Below are 17283 nucleotides of genomic sequence, written 5' to 3' on the forward strand. Positions count from 1 at the left end.
TTTGCAGAATACCGAACAGCTACCTTTTTGTATTTTTTACAGTTCAAACGGGGGAAAATCACGCTTTGCAGGCCTTTCACCGCCGGATTGAAGCAATATCAGGCAGAACCGGCCGGATATTCCGGCTGTTCTGCCTGACATTCTGCCGCGGCCGCGTACCACCCTGCCGCTTTTTATTATTGGCGCGCCAATCCGAAGGCGGATTACGCGCTCTCAGGTTTTAACTGCCTGTGTTTGGATTCCTGCTGCTTATGTCCGGCTATTCACCGTTTTACTTAAGTCCTTTATTACCTGCCTCCAGGTCTTTACTTTTATCACTTACTTCAGGATCCTGAGCGTCTGCTTCAGACTCTTTATTGCTTACTTCAGGCTCGTTGGCGCTAACTTCCGGTGCTTTGTCTCCTGCTTCCGGTTCCTTAGAGCCTGACTCCTGGTTCTGGCCGCCTGTCTCCGGCTCCTGGTCTCCTGACTCCGGCTCCTGGTCTCCTGACTTCGTTTTCTGGTCATCTGTCTCCGGCTCCTGGTCGCCTGTCTCCGGCTCCTGGTCACCTGTCTCCGGCTCCTGGTCACCTGTCTCCGGCTCCTGGTCGCCTGACTCCGTTTTCTGGTCATCTGTCTCCGGTTTCTGGTCGCCTGTCTCCGGTTTCTGGTCGCCTGCCTCCGGCTCCTGATCGCCTGTCTCCGGTTCCTGGTCGCCTGACTCCGGCTCCTGGTCTCCGGCTTCCGGCTCCTTATTATCTACTTCCGGTTTATTACCGTCTTCCTCTGTTTTGCTGTCTGTCTCGCCCGGCTCTTCGGATGGCGGTAAAACATCTTCGGAAGGGGCTGGCGTCACGGCAGAGTTGTCTATATCCTCCTCCGGTTTTGCCACTTTTCCGGTTTCGTCGAGGTAAATCTCAAAGCTCAGTTCGTCATAGCCTTCCGCCTCGATGGTTATGGCGTTCTCTTCTTCCGTGTTGAATCCGTTTACACTTAAATCAAGGTATTTTAGAATTCCGTAGGATTCATCCTCCGACACCTTGTACCGATCCACATCATCTGAAGAAATTGACGAGCCGCTATACGTATATTCCTGTCCGTTTACCTGAATCGTTGTCTTATCCGTATTTTTAAGGACGTTCAGATACGCCTCTAATTCTTCTTCCGTTGCCTTTTCAAAAGTTACACGATAATATTTTCCCAATAGTATAGAAGATTTAAGTTCCGCTTTTTTTACCTCCGGCGCCGTCAATAATCCGGCCGGCGGCTCCTGCTCCTCTCCCTCTGTTATATCCCCATTTTTATCCAGGAATACGTCAAAGCTCAAATCATCGCAGCCCTCCACTTCGATTGTTACGGTGTTTTTTCCTGCCGCAAAGCCGTTGATACTGAGATCCAGATACTGTATTCCACCATTTGTTTCATTATCAGATACCGTGTATCGGTACTGATCACTTTCACTTACCGAAAGGCCGCTGTAGGTATATTTTTCTCCATTTACCTGAATTTCTGTTTTTGTGCTGTTTTCCAGCTCCTTCAGATATAATTCCAGCGCCTGTTCCGAATCGGCATTAAAGGATACGCGGTAATATTTTCCATAGAAAAATGCTGATTTTTTCTCCACCTTATCCACCTCAGGCGTTGCCGGGGTTTCGGACGGGTTCTGCTCTTCCTCTCCCTGTTCAATCCTGAACTCCAGTGTTTTCGGCGTATAATTATCGGCACGTACCGTTACCATATAATCTCCGGACTCTTTAAAAAGCCCTTTTTGTAACACAAAGCCAAATTTACCGGGCACATAATTATCATCACCGGAAAGTGAACCTTCCGTATTGGAAGTCACTTTAAAGCTGCTTCCGTCCGGTTTCCTGAGCTCAATTCCCTTCAGGTTCTTCATAAAGTCCCCGCGCAGCACGCCCTGGTCCCCGTCGTCCTCTCCGCAGGCTGCCGTCACATGCACATCCTGGCCGGTATAATATACAGATGCATCTGCCGCATCTTCTCCCGCCGCCGGGTTCGGATTGGACAGCGACAGGTCAAACTGTTCCTGTGCCTTATTTATATTCAGCTCTGCTATTGCCGTCTGGTATCCTTCAGAAACGATTCTCAGCTCGTGGACTCCCGCAGTTAGTTGGATGCTTCCTCCTGCAGTCCCCTTTGTGGAGGAGTAAATGACAGCTTTCCCGGTGTCCTCATCAAACATATATCCGGCCAGGTAACTGTCGTTACGAAGTTCCGTTGCACTGCCATCCAGATAGAATCTGGTGTTTTTATTCAAATATAGCGGATCCGTGCTGCAGCCCAGCACCAAATCTTCTCCAAATGCACCGCTAAGTCCTTCCAACTGAGGCGCACGTTTACCCGTCATCTCGGTAAACAGGAAGGTTGAACCAAGAAGGCCGTCTTCCAGCACCCGTTTTACCTGATATGGCCGGTTTTCCGTCTGTCCTTTGCCAATCTCCGCATACCGGCGGAAGGAAAGCACCGCGTTGTCTCCCATTCCCGCATCCTTTACCGCATTCAAATACGTTACGAAATCAAACAACTCATCTGCATTCTCGTCCATTACCGCTACCGGGCTCTGCGACTCCCAGCGTTCGAGAACAGCTTCAGCAGCTTGATTAGTCATTCCGATCTTTTCCAGTATCAGCGCATTGACAATCAGATCATGATCAAAAATCAGGAATGCGTTCATATCACCGCCGCCTGATGAACCGGATTCTCCGGAGGAACCTGATGATCCGTTCCAGGATGCACCGGAAATGGCATCTGCGCCGTAATCCGAACTGCCGGAACGTTTACCGAATATTGTTACGGCAGAACCGATTTCTACGGATTTTGTCATTGTTTTATAGCCGTTGGCATAGGCCGTTACCGTATATATTCCGGATTCATCCGTGACTGTCTCTTCTTTCGTATTAGTGCCGCAGATATGAAGCATATCCCCTATCTCATACCATTCCGTTATATTTTCCAGCTCTTTTGTTTTACCGGATGGGGCCGTCAGCTCCACTCTGTAAATCGGTGACAGGATTTCATTGCCAAATGTTGCGCCGTCCTCCCCTTCGATTGTAAAAGCAAAGCATTCTCCCGGCTCGGGGTTCAGATTCAGTGTATTCAGCTTCATTGTAAATGTCCTGTTATCCACGAGGTGGACCGGAACCGTCACCGTTGCAGTGCTGTAACCGGATACCAGGTTTAACTGATAGCGGCCTCTGGAAAAAAGATTTGTCTGCGGCAGGCTGATTTTCAATACCCCCGTTTTTCCATATGCATTTTCTGTGGACTTCCTGAATGACAGCTCACTGTTCAGAATGCTGTTCTCCTGATTGAGAGCCTTTATTGTTTTAATCTCATTAAACCACTCTTCCTGGGCCTTCGTCTCCAGTGAAAGCTTAACAGTAATTTCACCGTTCCCTGTCTCCTGGTCAATCAGAGTATCCGGAACATAATATGCGGACGGTATCTCCTCCGATGCGCTTCCCCTTCGGTCACTCAGATCAAATGTGGTTCTCTCAGGCTCCACTCTGACCTGGCCATTCTTATCATAAACATCCAGATAGTAGTCGAACCTGGATACGGGCCCGTTCGTCAGTATTGCCTTCGGAGCATTATCCGCGCCTCCGGCATCCGGAGCCGTTGCCGCAGCCGCGCTGCCAAGCTTCACAGTCTGTTTCCTGCCGTCACTTTCCCTTGTCACGGTGACTGAACCGGGTTTCAGCACCGTGCTTTCCCATTTTACAACCGAACCGTCATCATCAACCCTGGTCAGCGTATCTGTTACATCGGTTCCGTCAATCCGGACGCTGTAATCATCAATCGTACCATCCTCAAAGGTGATAACGGCATATCGGATCCATCCAAGATTCAAAAATTGGGTTTTATCCTGGTCAATCAGCTCACCTGATTTACCCTCATCACCGGTATTTTCATCAACAGTATTTTCACCACTGCCATTCAGGTCGTCACCGCCCGGCTTAACCGTATTTTCAGAACCGCTGCCCCCGGAATTGCCACTGCCCGCACTTCCGCTTCCGGAGCCTGCGCTTCCGGAACTTCTGCCGCCGGAGCTTTTGCCGCCGGTAGAAGCGGCCTTCGTATTATCTGCGGAAGAGAACCCGCGGCCTGGTTCGTAATGAACACTTCCGTCTTTTTCAATCCATCTTCCCTGTGCATCCGTCAGAAATCCCCCCGGAGCTTCCTTCCCGGCATACATTTTTCCCTTTTCACTGCCTTCTGCCGACTCAAAGAAATAACAGTAGCCGTCAATCCACTGCCAGCCCGTCAGGGCAGAACCCTGGCTTCCGTCGCTGGCCGTATTCAAAAAATACCGTTGTCCGGACGGTTCCTGGAACCACCCGGTGCGCATCATTCCTTCCACTCCATCCTGAGCGGTGTTCAAATAAAACAGCTTTCCGTCTATATTCTGCCAGCCCGTCCTCAGCGCTCCATTTCCGGGATCCAGGTAATACCACCCGCCGGCCGTCTGAAGCCATCCCGTCCGCGCCGTTCCTGCCGAATCATAGTACCTCCAGATTCCGTCTCCGAAATCCCATCTTCCCTGTGTGAGAACCTCCTGTGACGGTCCGGTGGGGACCGCCCATGCCGTTCCCGTCTGGAAGGTCATACAAGCCGCCGTCAATATTGGGACGACCGCCCTGCGCATACACTTTCTCATTGTTTTTCCTCCTATTTCCTCTGTGGTTAGTTCCGTCTAACCACGTATTACAGTCTAGCATTGGAAATATTTGGTTGTCAACGCCAATAGTTAGTTTTGACTAACTATTTTTCTCAATATGCTTTTGGCATATTATGAAAGACACAGCCTGTGAACCAGGAAATGCTGTCCACAGGCTGTATTCCGCAAAGGAGTTTTGCAGGCGTTTTATTTCTTATCTTTCATAATCTGTTAACAGGTTGTTCACAATCTATTCACATATAATTTTTATACTAAAAGCATAAGAAATTTCATTTTTTCTTTACTTTTATGGTGATTTTGCACATAGATTTTTCATAATTGCCCCGGCAGCCTAACGGCTCCGGGGTCTCCTCATTTTATCGTTTTCTTCTCATCATTTTCCCTGTCTGACAAGCCCTCCGGGCTGCCTGGCCATGAATGGTTCCATATTATAACCTTTTATACAGGATTTTTCCGCTCTTAATTGTCTCAAGGACTCGGATTTTCTTAATCTCCATCGGTGGCACGGTAAGCGGATTTGCAGTAAGTATGACGAAGTCTGCTTTTTTCCCCGGTTCTATTGTCCCTTTTTCCGATTCCTCCCCATACTGGTATGCCGCGTTAACCGTCACCGCTTTCAGGGCCTCGTATGGCGTAACCCGCTCCATCACTCCCATTGGGTGTCCTCCGCAGCTGATTCTGTTTACCGCGCACCAGATCGTCTCTATCATGTCGGGCTGAATCACCGGCGAATCCTGATGGAAAGTCACATTCACTCCATCGTCGATGGCCGTCCTTGCAGGACTGATTTTAAGGGCGCGCGCCTCCCCAAAATTCTTCAGATGCACGTCTCCCCAGTACCAGGTGTGGGCCGTAAAGAAGGACGCGGTAATGGAAAGCTCCGCCATCTGCGCAAGCTGATCGGATCTCACCATCTGTGCATGGATCATGACCGGCCGGGTCTGTCCCGGATCCGCGCCTGTCTCCCGGGCCGCCTCTCTGCAGGCATCTATCATCTGCTGTGCAGCTGCGTCCCCGTTGCAATGTACCAGAAGCTGCCGTCCCTCCCGGAGCGCCGTCTCAAAATATGACCTAACCTCTTCATCTTTAAAAATAGGATAACCGCAGTATCCCTCCGGTTCGCGCTCGTATGGGCTGCTCATCCAGGCGGTCCGTCCCTGTGGGGATCCGTCCAGGAAAATTTTATAGCCGCCGATGCGCAGATGATTGTAGTATTGACCGGTATAATCAGGATTTTCTTCCGTCAGCTCATGTGCGTCGTTAAGCGCTGCGTACGCCACTACATCCGCATGCAGCAGCTCATTCTCTGCCGCGTATTTTAAGAGCTTCCACTCATCACTCCGGGTGCGTCCGTCCTGAATTGTCGTGATTCCATGGCTCAGGTAAATCTGTTCCGCAGCCTCCAACTGCCTTGCGAGCTGCTCCATACCCGGCTCCGGAATCACGGAAGAGGAGCCGGTAAATGCAGTCTCTTCCAGATAGCCGTCCGGCTCGCCATAACCGTGCAGGCTGTCGCTCCCGGCTTCACCGGTTCCTCCGTTCCTGCTTTTTCCGTTCCCGGATCCGGCTGCCGTCCGGCCGATACGGCCTCCGTCCGGGTCTTTCGTATCCTTTGTTATTCCCATCTTTTCAAGAGCCGGAGTGTTTACAACTCCCATGTGGCCGCTGGCATGGGTTATCATCACAGGATTATCGGGAAATGCAGCGTCCAGGACAAAGCGGTCCGGGTGCCTCCCCTCCGCCAGTTTATTGTGGTCGTAGCCTGTCCCGATAATCCAGTCTCCGGCGCCGAGCTTCCGCTCCTCCTTAAACTTCTTAAGAAGCGCAATCAGGCTGTCAAAGCTGTCGGCCTCCTGAAGCACCGCATAAGACAGCACCTTTGCCATCGCCGTAATATGGCTGTGGGGATCTATAAATGCAGGGAGCATCACTGCCCCCTGCAAATCCTTTAAAACCGGCTCTTCCGCCATGGCTCTCACCTCTTCGAGGGAACCTGCGGCCTGAATCCGTCCGCCGTCCGTCAGCACTGCTTCCGCCATGACAGGCTCAGTGCCGGTCATCGTGATAATTGTTCCATTATAATATAAAGTCTTCGCCATAATAACACTCCTGTTTGAATCACTCCGTTTTTTATCCGGCTTCTCTATGGTTAAAGTGCCTCTTGCGGCACATCCTGCGTGAACCGTAAACCTCTATACCCATTATTATGCTCAGACCCGCCTGTTCTTAAACTTAATCAGTCCAGAATCAGCCTTGCGGCTCCATAGATTCCAGCGTCATTACCCAGTGTTGCAAGCTCGATTCCGGCCTTGTTCTCTGAAATAGGCGTATACTCCTCATAGTACTTGCGAATCTTGTCCGTCAGGAATGTGCCGGCCTTTGAAACGCCTCCGCCAATGACAAACACTTCCGGATCCACGGTCATCGACACGATGGCAAGCGCCCATCCGAGATAGTAGCAGACCGTCTCCATCACTTCCAGCGCCAGGGCATCTCCCGCCTTAGCGCAGTCCACTACATTCTTTGCCGATATGCGGTCTCCGAATTTACGCATAGCAGAATCCGCGCTGCTCTTCTCCATGATCCTCCTCGCCTCTCTGGCAATGCCGGTAGCCGATGCAATCTGCTCGACGCAGCCGTAGCCTTTACAGTTGCACGGTTCCTTCTCTCCCTCGCGGATCCGCATATGGCCAATCTCACCTGCCAGGCCGTGTTTTCCGGGAATAATCTTCTGATCAATGATAACGCCTCCGCCGACACCTGTCCCGAGAGTCACCATGACGATGTCGCAGTATCCTTTACCGCCGCCCTGCCACATCTCTCCAAGAGCCGCCACATTGGCGTCGTTGCCCGTCTTTACCGTAATGCCGTCCAGAAGTCCGCTCAGGATTTCCTGCGGGTTCATATCATGCCAGCCCAGATTGACACAGACCTCCACATATCCGTTCGGAAGCACCGGTCCGGGAATTCCAAGACCCACTCCCGCAACATCGGACAGGGTAATATTCTGCTCTTTTAAAACCTTCCGGATCGATGCCGCTGCATCGGGAAGGATGTATTTTCCGTTCTCCTCTTTTCTGGTCGGCACTTCCCACTTCTTTACCAGTGTCCCGTCCAGTTCGAACATTCCAACCTTTACCGTGGTTCCGCCTACGTCTACGCCAATACACTTTTTACTCATGCTACGGCCTCCCTTAACTCTCTCTGTTCCATTTATTATTACCCGATTGTGTGATTATACTGCAATCTCTTTATTTTTCATTTCCATTATAAGAGATAGGCTGGTATATTGCAAGAGAGGGATTTAATTGAGAAATGAGGACGCCGCCGTCAGGCCGGGGACCGGGGTGGTGAGGGGGATCGATGAGTCTTTCGTCCCGGGCGTCAGGTTGTCGTGGGCGGGGAATCCGGGCAGAAAAAGTTCCTCCGGGAAACGCTTGCGCTCGTTGGAGTACATAATGGTACTAACCTCGAAAAGACCTCGGTAAGTGCCAATGAACTCCCAGGTTCCCTCCGGAATCTTTTTCTCCCTTCTTCCCCACAGGAAGGTTATGACCGGGACGAAAGACTCAGCCAAGATAGCGGCCCGGCCCCCGGCCTGCGGCGGCTGATCTGTCCTATTCCTTCAATGGGGGAGGCGCTTGTCGCTGCCACCGCGTTTCCCCAGATACCGGAAAACTGCATCCTATTCACTATGAGACTGTGTAAGATTATAAGCTTAGAGTGTTTATTCTAATACTCTTTTTATGCATCCCAGAATATCGTCAGAATGTAAAATAGTTACGACTATATCGTGGCCGCGACAATACCACCTCCCCACTTGACGAAAGAGACAATTAGCCTCTGAAGGCGGCGGACGGGGCAATAACCTTCGCTGAGTCTTCAGTCCCGCCGACAACCTGACCGGGGAAGGAAGGAGAAAACTTTCCGAAGGGGACCTTGGAATCCGCCGGTGCTTGCTGAGGTCTTACACGAAGCTAGCATCCGTTGCGCATTCCACAAGCGGGAGCGAGTCCCCGTAGGAATTTTTTCTCCTGGATTCCCCCTCACAACAACCTGCAAACCGGGACTGAAGACTCATACACACCCTCCCACCACCCCGTCCGCCGTCTTACAGAGGCGTCCTCGCATTTCAATTAAATCCCCATTACTATACCTATAAGTGTGGATACATAATAAAGCGTGAGGAGCCCCGGAACACCGGTTCTCCTCACGCTATTCAGCCACCCTATATGACTTTCGCTTACATAATCTCTTTCACAGCGGCTGCCACGTTCTCCACTGTAAATCCAAATTTCTCAAAGAGCTGTGACGCCGGGCCGCTTGCTCCGAAGCCGTCCATGGTCACAGTTTTTCCGTCCAGGCCGGTGTAGCGTTCCCAGCCGAAGCCGCTGAGGGCCTCCACCGCTACTCTGCGTCTTACCGATTTTGGAAGGACGGATTCTTTATATTCGTCGGTCTGCTCTTCGAACAGATCCACACACGGCATGGATACGACACGGATCTTGATTCCTTCCGCAGCCAGTGTCTCTTTAGCTTTGACGGCCAGGGCCACCTCGGATCCTGTTGCAATCAGGATTGCGTCGGGTGTTCCCTCACAGTCGTCAATGACATATCCGCCCTTTAATGCCTCTTTGCTGCTTCCGTCCATCGGCTCCAGGTTCTGTCTTGTCAGAACAAGGGCTGTCGGTGTGTGCTCCGAGGTCACGGCGCTGTACCAGGCCGCCTGTGTCTCTGTCGCATCACACGGACGGAATACATGGAAATTCGGCATTGCGCGGAGCGCCGCCATCTGCTCAACCGGCTCATGGGTCGGGCCATCTTCCCCTACGCCGATACTGTCGTGGGTGAAGACGTAGGTCAGCGGAGTTCCCATCAGTGCGGAAAGACGGGCCATTGGTTTACAGTAATCGCTGAACACAAAGAAAGTGGACACATAGGCCCTGAGCCCTCCGTGCAGCATAATGCCGTTGCCGATTGCAGACATGGCAAGTTCCCTGACGCCAAAGTGCAGGTTACGTCCGCTCCTGTCCTCTTTGGAGAAATCCCCGGCTCCGGACATGTTCGTCTTATTGGACGGAGCCAAATCGGCGGAACCTCCGAACAGGTTCGGCATCACATCTTTCAAATAATTGATGATATTTCCGGAAATCGAGCGGGTTGCCTCCGCTTTCTCCTGCTTCTTCCAGAACTGCTCATCTTCTTTTAATGCCTCAGCGGCATGAATGTCATGATACTTATTCCAGAGCTCTTCCATCTCCGGATATTCTTCACAGTATGCGGCAAACATCACGTTCCACGCTGCTTCTGTCTCCGCCTTTTCCTCTGCGATCTCTGAGAAATGTTTATACACCTCGTCAGGCACATAAAACGGTTCCTCATAAGGCCATCCCAGGGTTTCACGGAGCGCTTTCACGTTTTCTGCTCCTAACGGCTCCCCATGGGCGCTTGCTTTGCCTTGTTTTGCCGGGCAGCCAAAGCCGATCTGGGTCTTAACCGTAATAAAAGACGGGCGCTCCGTATCTCTTCTCGCCGCCTCAAGCGCCATGCCGATGGCGCCAATATCATTGCCGTTCTCCACCGTGATCGTCTGGAAGCCGAACGCGCGCATACGCTCTTCCACATTCTCACGGAATGCAATATCCGTATTTCCCTCAATGGAAATATTGTTGGAATCGTAAATCACGATCAGTTTGGAAAGTCCCAGTGTGCCTGCCAGGGAAAATGCCTCGGAGGAGATTCCCTCCATCATGCAGCCGTCTCCGCCCAGCACATAGGTATAATGATCCACTACGGGATATTCTTCTTTGTTAAACACGGATTCCAGATGGGCTTCCGCCATCGCCATACCCGTTGCCATCGCCATTCCGGCTCCCAGCGGTCCTGTCGTCGCCTCGACGCCGACGGTGTGGCCGTACTCAGGATGTCCCGGCGTCCTGGAGCCCAGCTGTCTGAAATTCATCAGATCTTCTTTGGAAAGATCTCCGTATCCGAATAAATGGAGCAGGGAATATAACAGCATGGAACCGTGTCCTCCCGACAGGACAAAACGGTCTCTGTTCGCCCAGTTTGGATTGGCCGGATTGTGATTCATCTGGTTTGCCCACAGCTCATATCCGATAGCTGCGCAGCCCAACGGCAGTCCCGGGTGGCCGGAATTTGCCTTCTGGATGGCGTCCGCGGACAAAATTCTGATTGAATTAACTGAAAGAGTGTCAATCTGGTTCATTTGTAGATCCTCCTGAAAGATATACTTTTGTTGTTAGCCGGTGTAACTATTCAATACCGTCTGAACAGTTGTTAACTGGTTACTTTAATGTGATCTCACGTATCCTGTCCCCGCCTGTGATGATGAGGGAGTTAAAACGTGAGCCTCTTGTTATTTTGGCAACTGTGAAATCAAATTCGCCGGAGAAACGCTCTCTTCCCGACATATCATAAATTTTACAAGAATTATCATTATACAAAATTACGAAATCCCCGTCAATATCCATGTTCTGATACAGATAGGTAAATTCCCTGCTGAATGCAGGCGATCCGTCCGACTTATACACATCCAGCCTGTTGTCGTATTCGCCGGAGGGCGCATCCACGATTACGGCCACATAGCTGTCGGAATAAGCGATACTCTTTATCTGTTCTTCCACCGGTATCTGCTTAACAAGCTCCGGTGAGGTCACATTCTCCAATGAGAAAAAGGCCAGCTGGTTGTCCGTCACCGCGCAGGCGTGATCTTCGTCGAAAAATCTCACCCTGGGGCACAGGCTCTCCCCAAACTCATCAAACCCGCCCACAAGACGGTCCGGGTAGCTCTTGCCAAATTCAGAGAAGTTGTAAAATACGATTCTGTTTTTAAGGGTGCTGTCCTGAATATATAAATCCGACAGCATGACCTGGGTTCCTTCCGGGGACATGGAGACGTCCATCAGGTATCCGCTCTTCGACATAACGGTCTTGATGCTCCAGTCCAGAGTGCTTCCGTCTTTCTTAAAAAATGTGATATAGGAAGATGTGCTGTCTTCCACCAGCGCCGCCGCGACTCCGTATGCCGATACGCTGACCCTCAGAATCGGAAGCAGGGTGGTCGCTTCCCCCTGAAGTCCGGAGGTATCGCAGATGTAAATGGAATTGCCCTGCTGATCGCCTAAGACTGCATAGTTTCCATTAATATAACATACCGGTGATTTCATCTGATAGCTCAGGGACCACACGGCATTGCCCGATTTGTCAATATAGGACGCTCCGTCCTTACTGTATTTGAGCATGTTGTCGCCGAATTTCATATATCCGGTAAAGCTGCTCTCGCTGGCCGGAATCTCCTTCTCCCAGGCAACCGTATATTCAGTATACTGATGGCCGCGGACATAACGGACTGCCAGGAATATGATAAGAACCGCCAGAAAAGCAAAAAACATGACCAGCCTGAAGTGTTTCACCCGCGTCTTCCACTCCGCCTTGCGGACAATCTCTTCCTCGCTGTCCTCCTGTTCCTTTCTCGGCCTGCCGCCTCCCGGCGGTGCCCCTGGTTCTATGATGCGGCGTTTTAACTGCCTCTTTTTTTGTTCTCGTTCCATTGAGTTCATATTGCTCATTATTTATCTCCTGTAACCGCGAATCATTTTCACTAAAAATGAAAACGGATATCCGCCGTGATTCAGCGCTTAACGGCTGTGGCTTACCCGGCTGAATAGTTGGTAACAATTATACACTATTTTCAGGAGATACGCATTATATTTTCCCTATTTGGCGGAAAAATAGTAACAGTTCAGTCAGGATGCATTCCGCGAGGTGTTTTCACATGTTTTTTGCGAAAATCCAGGGTTGCGCGGCGCGAAAAGGTCCTTTCAACCGTTTATTCAAGCCCGGTTACATCCGGGAGGACGAGTTCCTGTCCGGCTATGATCTTGTTGACGTCGTCTAATTTGTTGAGAGCGCAGATATCGTCGAGATAATCCAGGTTACTGTAGAGTTTGAAACAGATTCCGTAGAGTGTCTCGCCGTCGCCTATTACATAGGTTCCGCCCGGTTTCATATTGGTAACCGGGTAATCCTTGATTGCGGTGGAGTTGCCGCCGCTTTCGTTCTGGCCGCCTTCAGAGGCGCCGCTGTTCTGGGAAGCCGACTGTCCCGCGTCTCCCTGAGGTGTGGCGGAGGGTTGTCCTCCTGCCTGGTTTTGGAGGTCAGACTGGATTTTACCGCCCGTCTGCCCCTGGGCGTCGGACTGTGGTTTAGCTCCTGCTTCACCCTCGCCCTGTGCCGGCTGGCCTGTGGTTCCGCCCTGGCTTCCGCTCTCCGTCTGTGCTTGTCCACCGGACGGATTCTGGGCCGAGGCCTGCTCTCCTCCCTGATTTTCGGTCTGGCCGGACTGGGCCTGTGTCTCAGAGGTGCTTGTCCCTGACTGGGTCTCAGCGCCCGGTATTGCCGTTTTTTCTACGGCCTCACCGCTGTTCAGGATGGAATTTCCGTCGGACTGGCCTGTTTTGGCTTCCTCGGCCGAGGCCTCCGTCGGATATACGTTGCCCTTGATCTGCTCCACCACCAGGTTGTCGTCGTCCTCTTTCCCGATGTAGTTTTCAAGCCCTTTTACACCGCTTGGCAGGACCGAGACAAGGACGGTCTCCATCTCCCGCATTTTCTGGTAGTTGTTAAACATGACAACGCCGCCGGCAAGCACCGCTACCGACAGCACGCTGCAAAGCATTCCAAGTGTTTTTATAGTTCCTCTGCGGGAGACGGCTTCCATCTTCCGCCCTTCCATCCTGTGGCGGAAGTCGCGGATCACCCTGTCCCCGCCTCCTGTTTCCACGCGGTGTACGTCTTTGCGGAGAATCATGTAATCCTGCATCATCTGATTGCGCTCATAGTAGATGCTGTATCCCTTCATCCGGTAAAAACCGTCGTCGGACGTTATGTAAGCCGCCTCCTCGCCGTCGATTCCGCTGTTTAGATACATGAGCTGATTCTTTCCGCCGAAATACTGGGTGTGCTGTTTCCAATAATTAAGAGGACTCAAAATACAGCCGGGCGCTCCGCAAATAAACCACCCCTGTACGGTCCTCTTTGGAAAAGTTTCTTCTATGCTTTGGTATGCTTTCTTCCAGGCTGCTTCGGAAAAAATCACTTTTTCCCCTGCCGCAGTCACATCTTCCATCTCCAGCGCCCCATCGATAAATATATAAGGCACCCCTTCGTATTGTTCCGTGCTGCCGAGCAAAAGCCCGACTCTCAGGTCTTGTCCTCCTGTTGGAAAGAGACGTTTCAGATAAGTGTTTACATAATCTTCCACGTACAGCTTGACCACATCATCCCTGTCACCGATCTGCCTGATATTTTTCGGCAGTCTGGGAAACGGATTGTATAATTCTCCCATAGACTCACCCCGCTATCGTTTTATTAAATCTAGGCGATCATAGCACAGGATCTATGAAAAACTTGTCAAACAAAGGCCGTGTTATCCCAGAACTTTTCGACAAGACCAATACTTCTGCTGATGCAGTCCGCCATCTGCATGACAACCGACAGCCTGACACTCTGCAGCATCAGCGGATCGTAATTGCCGCAGCTCCCCACAATTCCGGTTATAAAAATATCACCTACCGAGTGGAGCTCCTTGCTGACTCCTAGCCCCGGTTTCAGCGCTCCCTTACCCAGGGTTACGTATCCCACATGCTCCCTGTTTCCCACCGAAGCATCGACCGCTACAATCAGATCGTCCTGATAACACGTTCTTAAAACCGCCATATAATTTTCCAGGTTCATCGCGTGCACCGGCCGTTCCAGGGTGCCGAACACCGTAGCCTTTGTCATCTTCATCCTGCTCAGTTTATATCCGATAAGCGGCCCCAGACTGTCCCCCGTGGAGCGATCCGTGCCAATGCATAAGAATACGATCCCCCGCTTGTTTTTGCGTTCCCGCTCTTCCAGTATCATTTCAAGGAGCTGTCTGGCAAATTCCTCCGGGATAAAATTGCGGGATGCATTATAGTAATAAATTTCCTGGTCATTCCGGATTGTCTTCCATTCCCAAATTTTCATAAACTTACCGCCTGTCTGATTAGTTAATTCTATTATAAACAGGCAGTATAAAAAATATGCAGGGGATCTGCTCCCCTGCATATTTTTACTGAGCGGCAATGAAAAGTTCGCAAAGCGCGGTTCACGACCTATTTATTTTCTCGACATATTTCTGTCGCGGTATACCTCGATCGCCTCACTGATATTGCCGGCTTCGCCGGATTCCAAAATCCGCTTCAGTTCCTCCAGTCTCTCAGCCGTCAGGAATTCCTTCCCCACGTAGCTTTCATACGTATCCGTGATAAATATTTTCTTTTCTTTTACAATCGTCTCTGTGTATCTGAGGCGGCTGCTTGCATCCTCGTAGGCGGCCTGCAAATCGTCAATTTTCGCCTTGCTGTTGCCGGTAATCTCATCGGTAATGATCGTTTTTGTCACATTTTCAAATGTGTTTAACGCCTCTTTTTTCTTGCGGACCGTCTCGGCCATCTCCTGCTCAAGCTGGGCAATCTCGTCGTCAAACTTCTCCAGATCATAGATTGCTTCATTTCTGTCTCTCTTGATCGAAGCCGTGATGACGCGGATCTTTTTATTATTGGAGTTGATGAGGCTCCTTATCTGCCGGCCCTCCTGGAGGGCGCTCTGATGGCGGCCTTTTGTCGCGTTGCCCACAATTGTATAGATTCCGCCGAAGATGAGAATCGCAACCACATAAATCAGCACCAGATACAGAGTTTTTTTATCGGGAAGAGCAGTGTACACTCCGTATGGAATCAGCAGGAAACAGACTGCAAACGTCAGCAGGAAGGTAAAAATTTCCTTAAGTCCTCTAGGAAAATAGAGAGCATAATAAAATCCGCTTCTGCAGAAAGACGGCACTCTCTGGGACTGGAACAGGGTCTTCATCCTGACGTTCAGCTCCCGGTTATGTTCATGAAGCTCCACGGTCTCTTCCCTGATTCGGTCCTTCATCCCCTGATTTTTGGCTTTTTCCCTGCGGGCCCTGATTTTCTTCAGCTTTTCCTGGAGCTTTCCTATCTCCGCGTCATAGCTGCTCTCCATCTCATCCCGCCTTTTCCGGACGGTCATGCTGATGGCGTCATCAACCGCCTTCTTCTCTGCTTCCAGAGATTTCTCCAGGCGCAGCTCCTCCATCCGGAGCTGTTCTTCCTTCTTCGTGAAATCGGAAAGCTCAGTGACCGCCTCTTTGGCATCTTCCAGAAATGATTTAAAATCCGTTATCGTCTGTGCCATAACTACCTCCCGGATAGTTTAAATTATCTATTTTGTGTAATTATCAAAATAGCCCTGGATCAGGACGATCGGCGTCCCCTTATCTCCGCTTCCTGAAGTCAGGTCACAGAGGGAGCCGATGAGATCGGTCAGTCTTCTTGGAGTAGTACCCTGGGATACCATGTTTCCTGTCAGATTTTCCGCTTTCTCGTCTTTTTCCCTGATGTAATTTGAAATCGCGCTCTTAAGCTCTTCACCGGCAAGGTCGGCAAAGTTATTGTCTGCGAGATATTTTAATTTCACTTCATTCGGTGTGCCTTCAAGTCCGTCTGTGTAAGCAGGGGAAACAACCGGATCGGCCAGTTCCCAGATCTTTCCAACCGGATCCTTGAAAGCGCCGTCGCCGTAAACCATGACTTCGATATGTTTTCCAGTCGCTTCCATCAGTTTCTTCTGCACATCATGCACAAATTCGCCGCAGTGGATCGGGAAAAGCTTTACGGAATCTTCCGTCGCCTTGTTGGAACCAAGGAGGCCGTAGCTGTCGTTATATCCGCTGCCGTCCATACTCTCCGTCATAATGTCGTCGAGGGAAAGAACCTTAACGGCGCCCGCCTTAAGAAGCATGTTCTTTGTCCTTTTCCTGGTATGGATGTCACAGTTTAACACGGTCTTTGTATAGTCCAGTATCGCTTTTGCATTATTAGCAAAAATAATCTCGACTTCAGCCCCTGTATCTTCAATTAGTTTCTTATAGTAGTCCACATAATCCACGCCTGTAAACTCGTGTTTTCTGTAGCCGAACAGCTCACGGTATTTCTCCTCCGTCAGCACGTCGCTCCACGGATTCACTCCGCTCTCATCCATCTGCTCCGGGGTAATCAGATGATTGCCCACTTCATCGGAAGGATAGCTAAGCATCAGAACCACCTTTTTGCAGCCCATGGCAATTCCTTTTAAACAGATAGAAAAACGGTTTCTGCTCAGGATTGGGAAGATGATTCCCACTGTCTCGTCGCCGAATTTATTGTGCACATCCTTTGCGATCTGTTCTATGGTTGCATAGTTGCCCTGTGCTCTCGCCACTACGGCCTCCGTCACAGCCACCACATCTTTATCGCGCAGTGAAAAGCCCTCGCTCTCTGCTGCTTCCAATACAGAATCTGCTACAATCTGAACCAGATCGTCCCCCTGTCTGATAATCGGGGCACGGACGCCTCTGGAAACGGTACCAATCAGTCTATCCATCTTCCATTCCTCCATACGTATAATGTTCGCAGCCATCCAGTATGCACCGCAGGGCACGCTCCGGGATTCCCCCGTAAACAGCAGTACTTCGGCAGAAACCGGACAGTTAC

10 protein-coding genes are annotated in these 17283 nt (G+C 50.8%); all 10 read right to left on the reverse strand.

Annotated features, from left to right (window positions below):
- Positions 1–271 precede the first annotated feature (271 nt).
- On the reverse strand, positions 272–4657 hold the full coding sequence (locus EJL91_RS07730; protein WP_243125271.1) for a hemoblobin-interacting domain-containing protein: 4386 nt from the start codon (positions 4655–4657) through the stop codon (positions 272–274).
- 449 nt (positions 4658–5106) lie between these two features.
- The gene (locus EJL91_RS07735) at positions 5107–6777 is read right to left on the reverse strand and encodes an amidohydrolase (RefSeq protein WP_125141382.1); all 1671 of its coding nucleotides are present in this window, start codon (positions 6775–6777) and stop codon (positions 5107–5109) included.
- 137 nt (positions 6778–6914) lie between these two features.
- Positions 6915–7859, reverse strand: coding sequence for an ROK family glucokinase (locus tag EJL91_RS07740; protein WP_125141383.1), 945 nt, complete (start codon positions 7857–7859; stop codon positions 6915–6917).
- A 123-nt stretch (positions 7860–7982) separates the two neighbouring features.
- The gene (locus EJL91_RS07745; RefSeq protein WP_125141384.1) at positions 7983–8255 is read right to left on the reverse strand and encodes a hypothetical protein; all 273 of its coding nucleotides are present in this window, start codon (positions 8253–8255) and stop codon (positions 7983–7985) included.
- 666 nt (positions 8256–8921) lie between these two features.
- The gene (tkt, locus tag EJL91_RS07750) at positions 8922–10907 is read right to left on the reverse strand and encodes a transketolase (RefSeq protein WP_125141385.1); all 1986 of its coding nucleotides are present in this window, start codon (positions 10905–10907) and stop codon (positions 8922–8924) included.
- A 79-nt stretch (positions 10908–10986) separates the two neighbouring features.
- On the reverse strand, positions 10987–12270 hold the full coding sequence (locus EJL91_RS07755; protein ID WP_125141386.1) for a DUF5711 family protein: 1284 nt from the start codon (positions 12268–12270) through the stop codon (positions 10987–10989).
- Positions 12271–12530: 260 nt separating this feature from the next.
- Positions 12531–14048, reverse strand: a complete 1518-nt coding sequence (locus EJL91_RS07760) for a LysM peptidoglycan-binding domain-containing protein (protein ID WP_125141387.1) — start codon at positions 14046–14048, stop codon at positions 12531–12533.
- A gap of 65 nt (positions 14049–14113) precedes the next feature.
- The gene (gene yyaC / locus EJL91_RS07765; RefSeq protein WP_125141388.1) at positions 14114–14713 is read right to left on the reverse strand and encodes a spore protease YyaC; all 600 of its coding nucleotides are present in this window, start codon (positions 14711–14713) and stop codon (positions 14114–14116) included.
- Between the two features lie 132 nt (positions 14714–14845).
- Positions 14846–15946, reverse strand: a complete 1101-nt coding sequence (locus EJL91_RS07770) for a hypothetical protein (RefSeq protein WP_125141389.1) — start codon at positions 15944–15946, stop codon at positions 14846–14848.
- Between the two features lie 27 nt (positions 15947–15973).
- A complete protein-coding gene (locus EJL91_RS07775; protein ID WP_125141390.1) occupies positions 15974–17173 on the reverse strand; it encodes a coenzyme F420-0:L-glutamate ligase in 1200 nt (399 codons plus the stop codon).
- Positions 17174–17283 lie beyond the last annotated feature (110 nt).

Source organism: Clostridium transplantifaecale (assembly GCF_900626075.1).
Classification (GTDB): domain Bacteria; phylum Bacillota; class Clostridia; order Lachnospirales; family Lachnospiraceae; genus Otoolea; species Otoolea transplantifaecalis.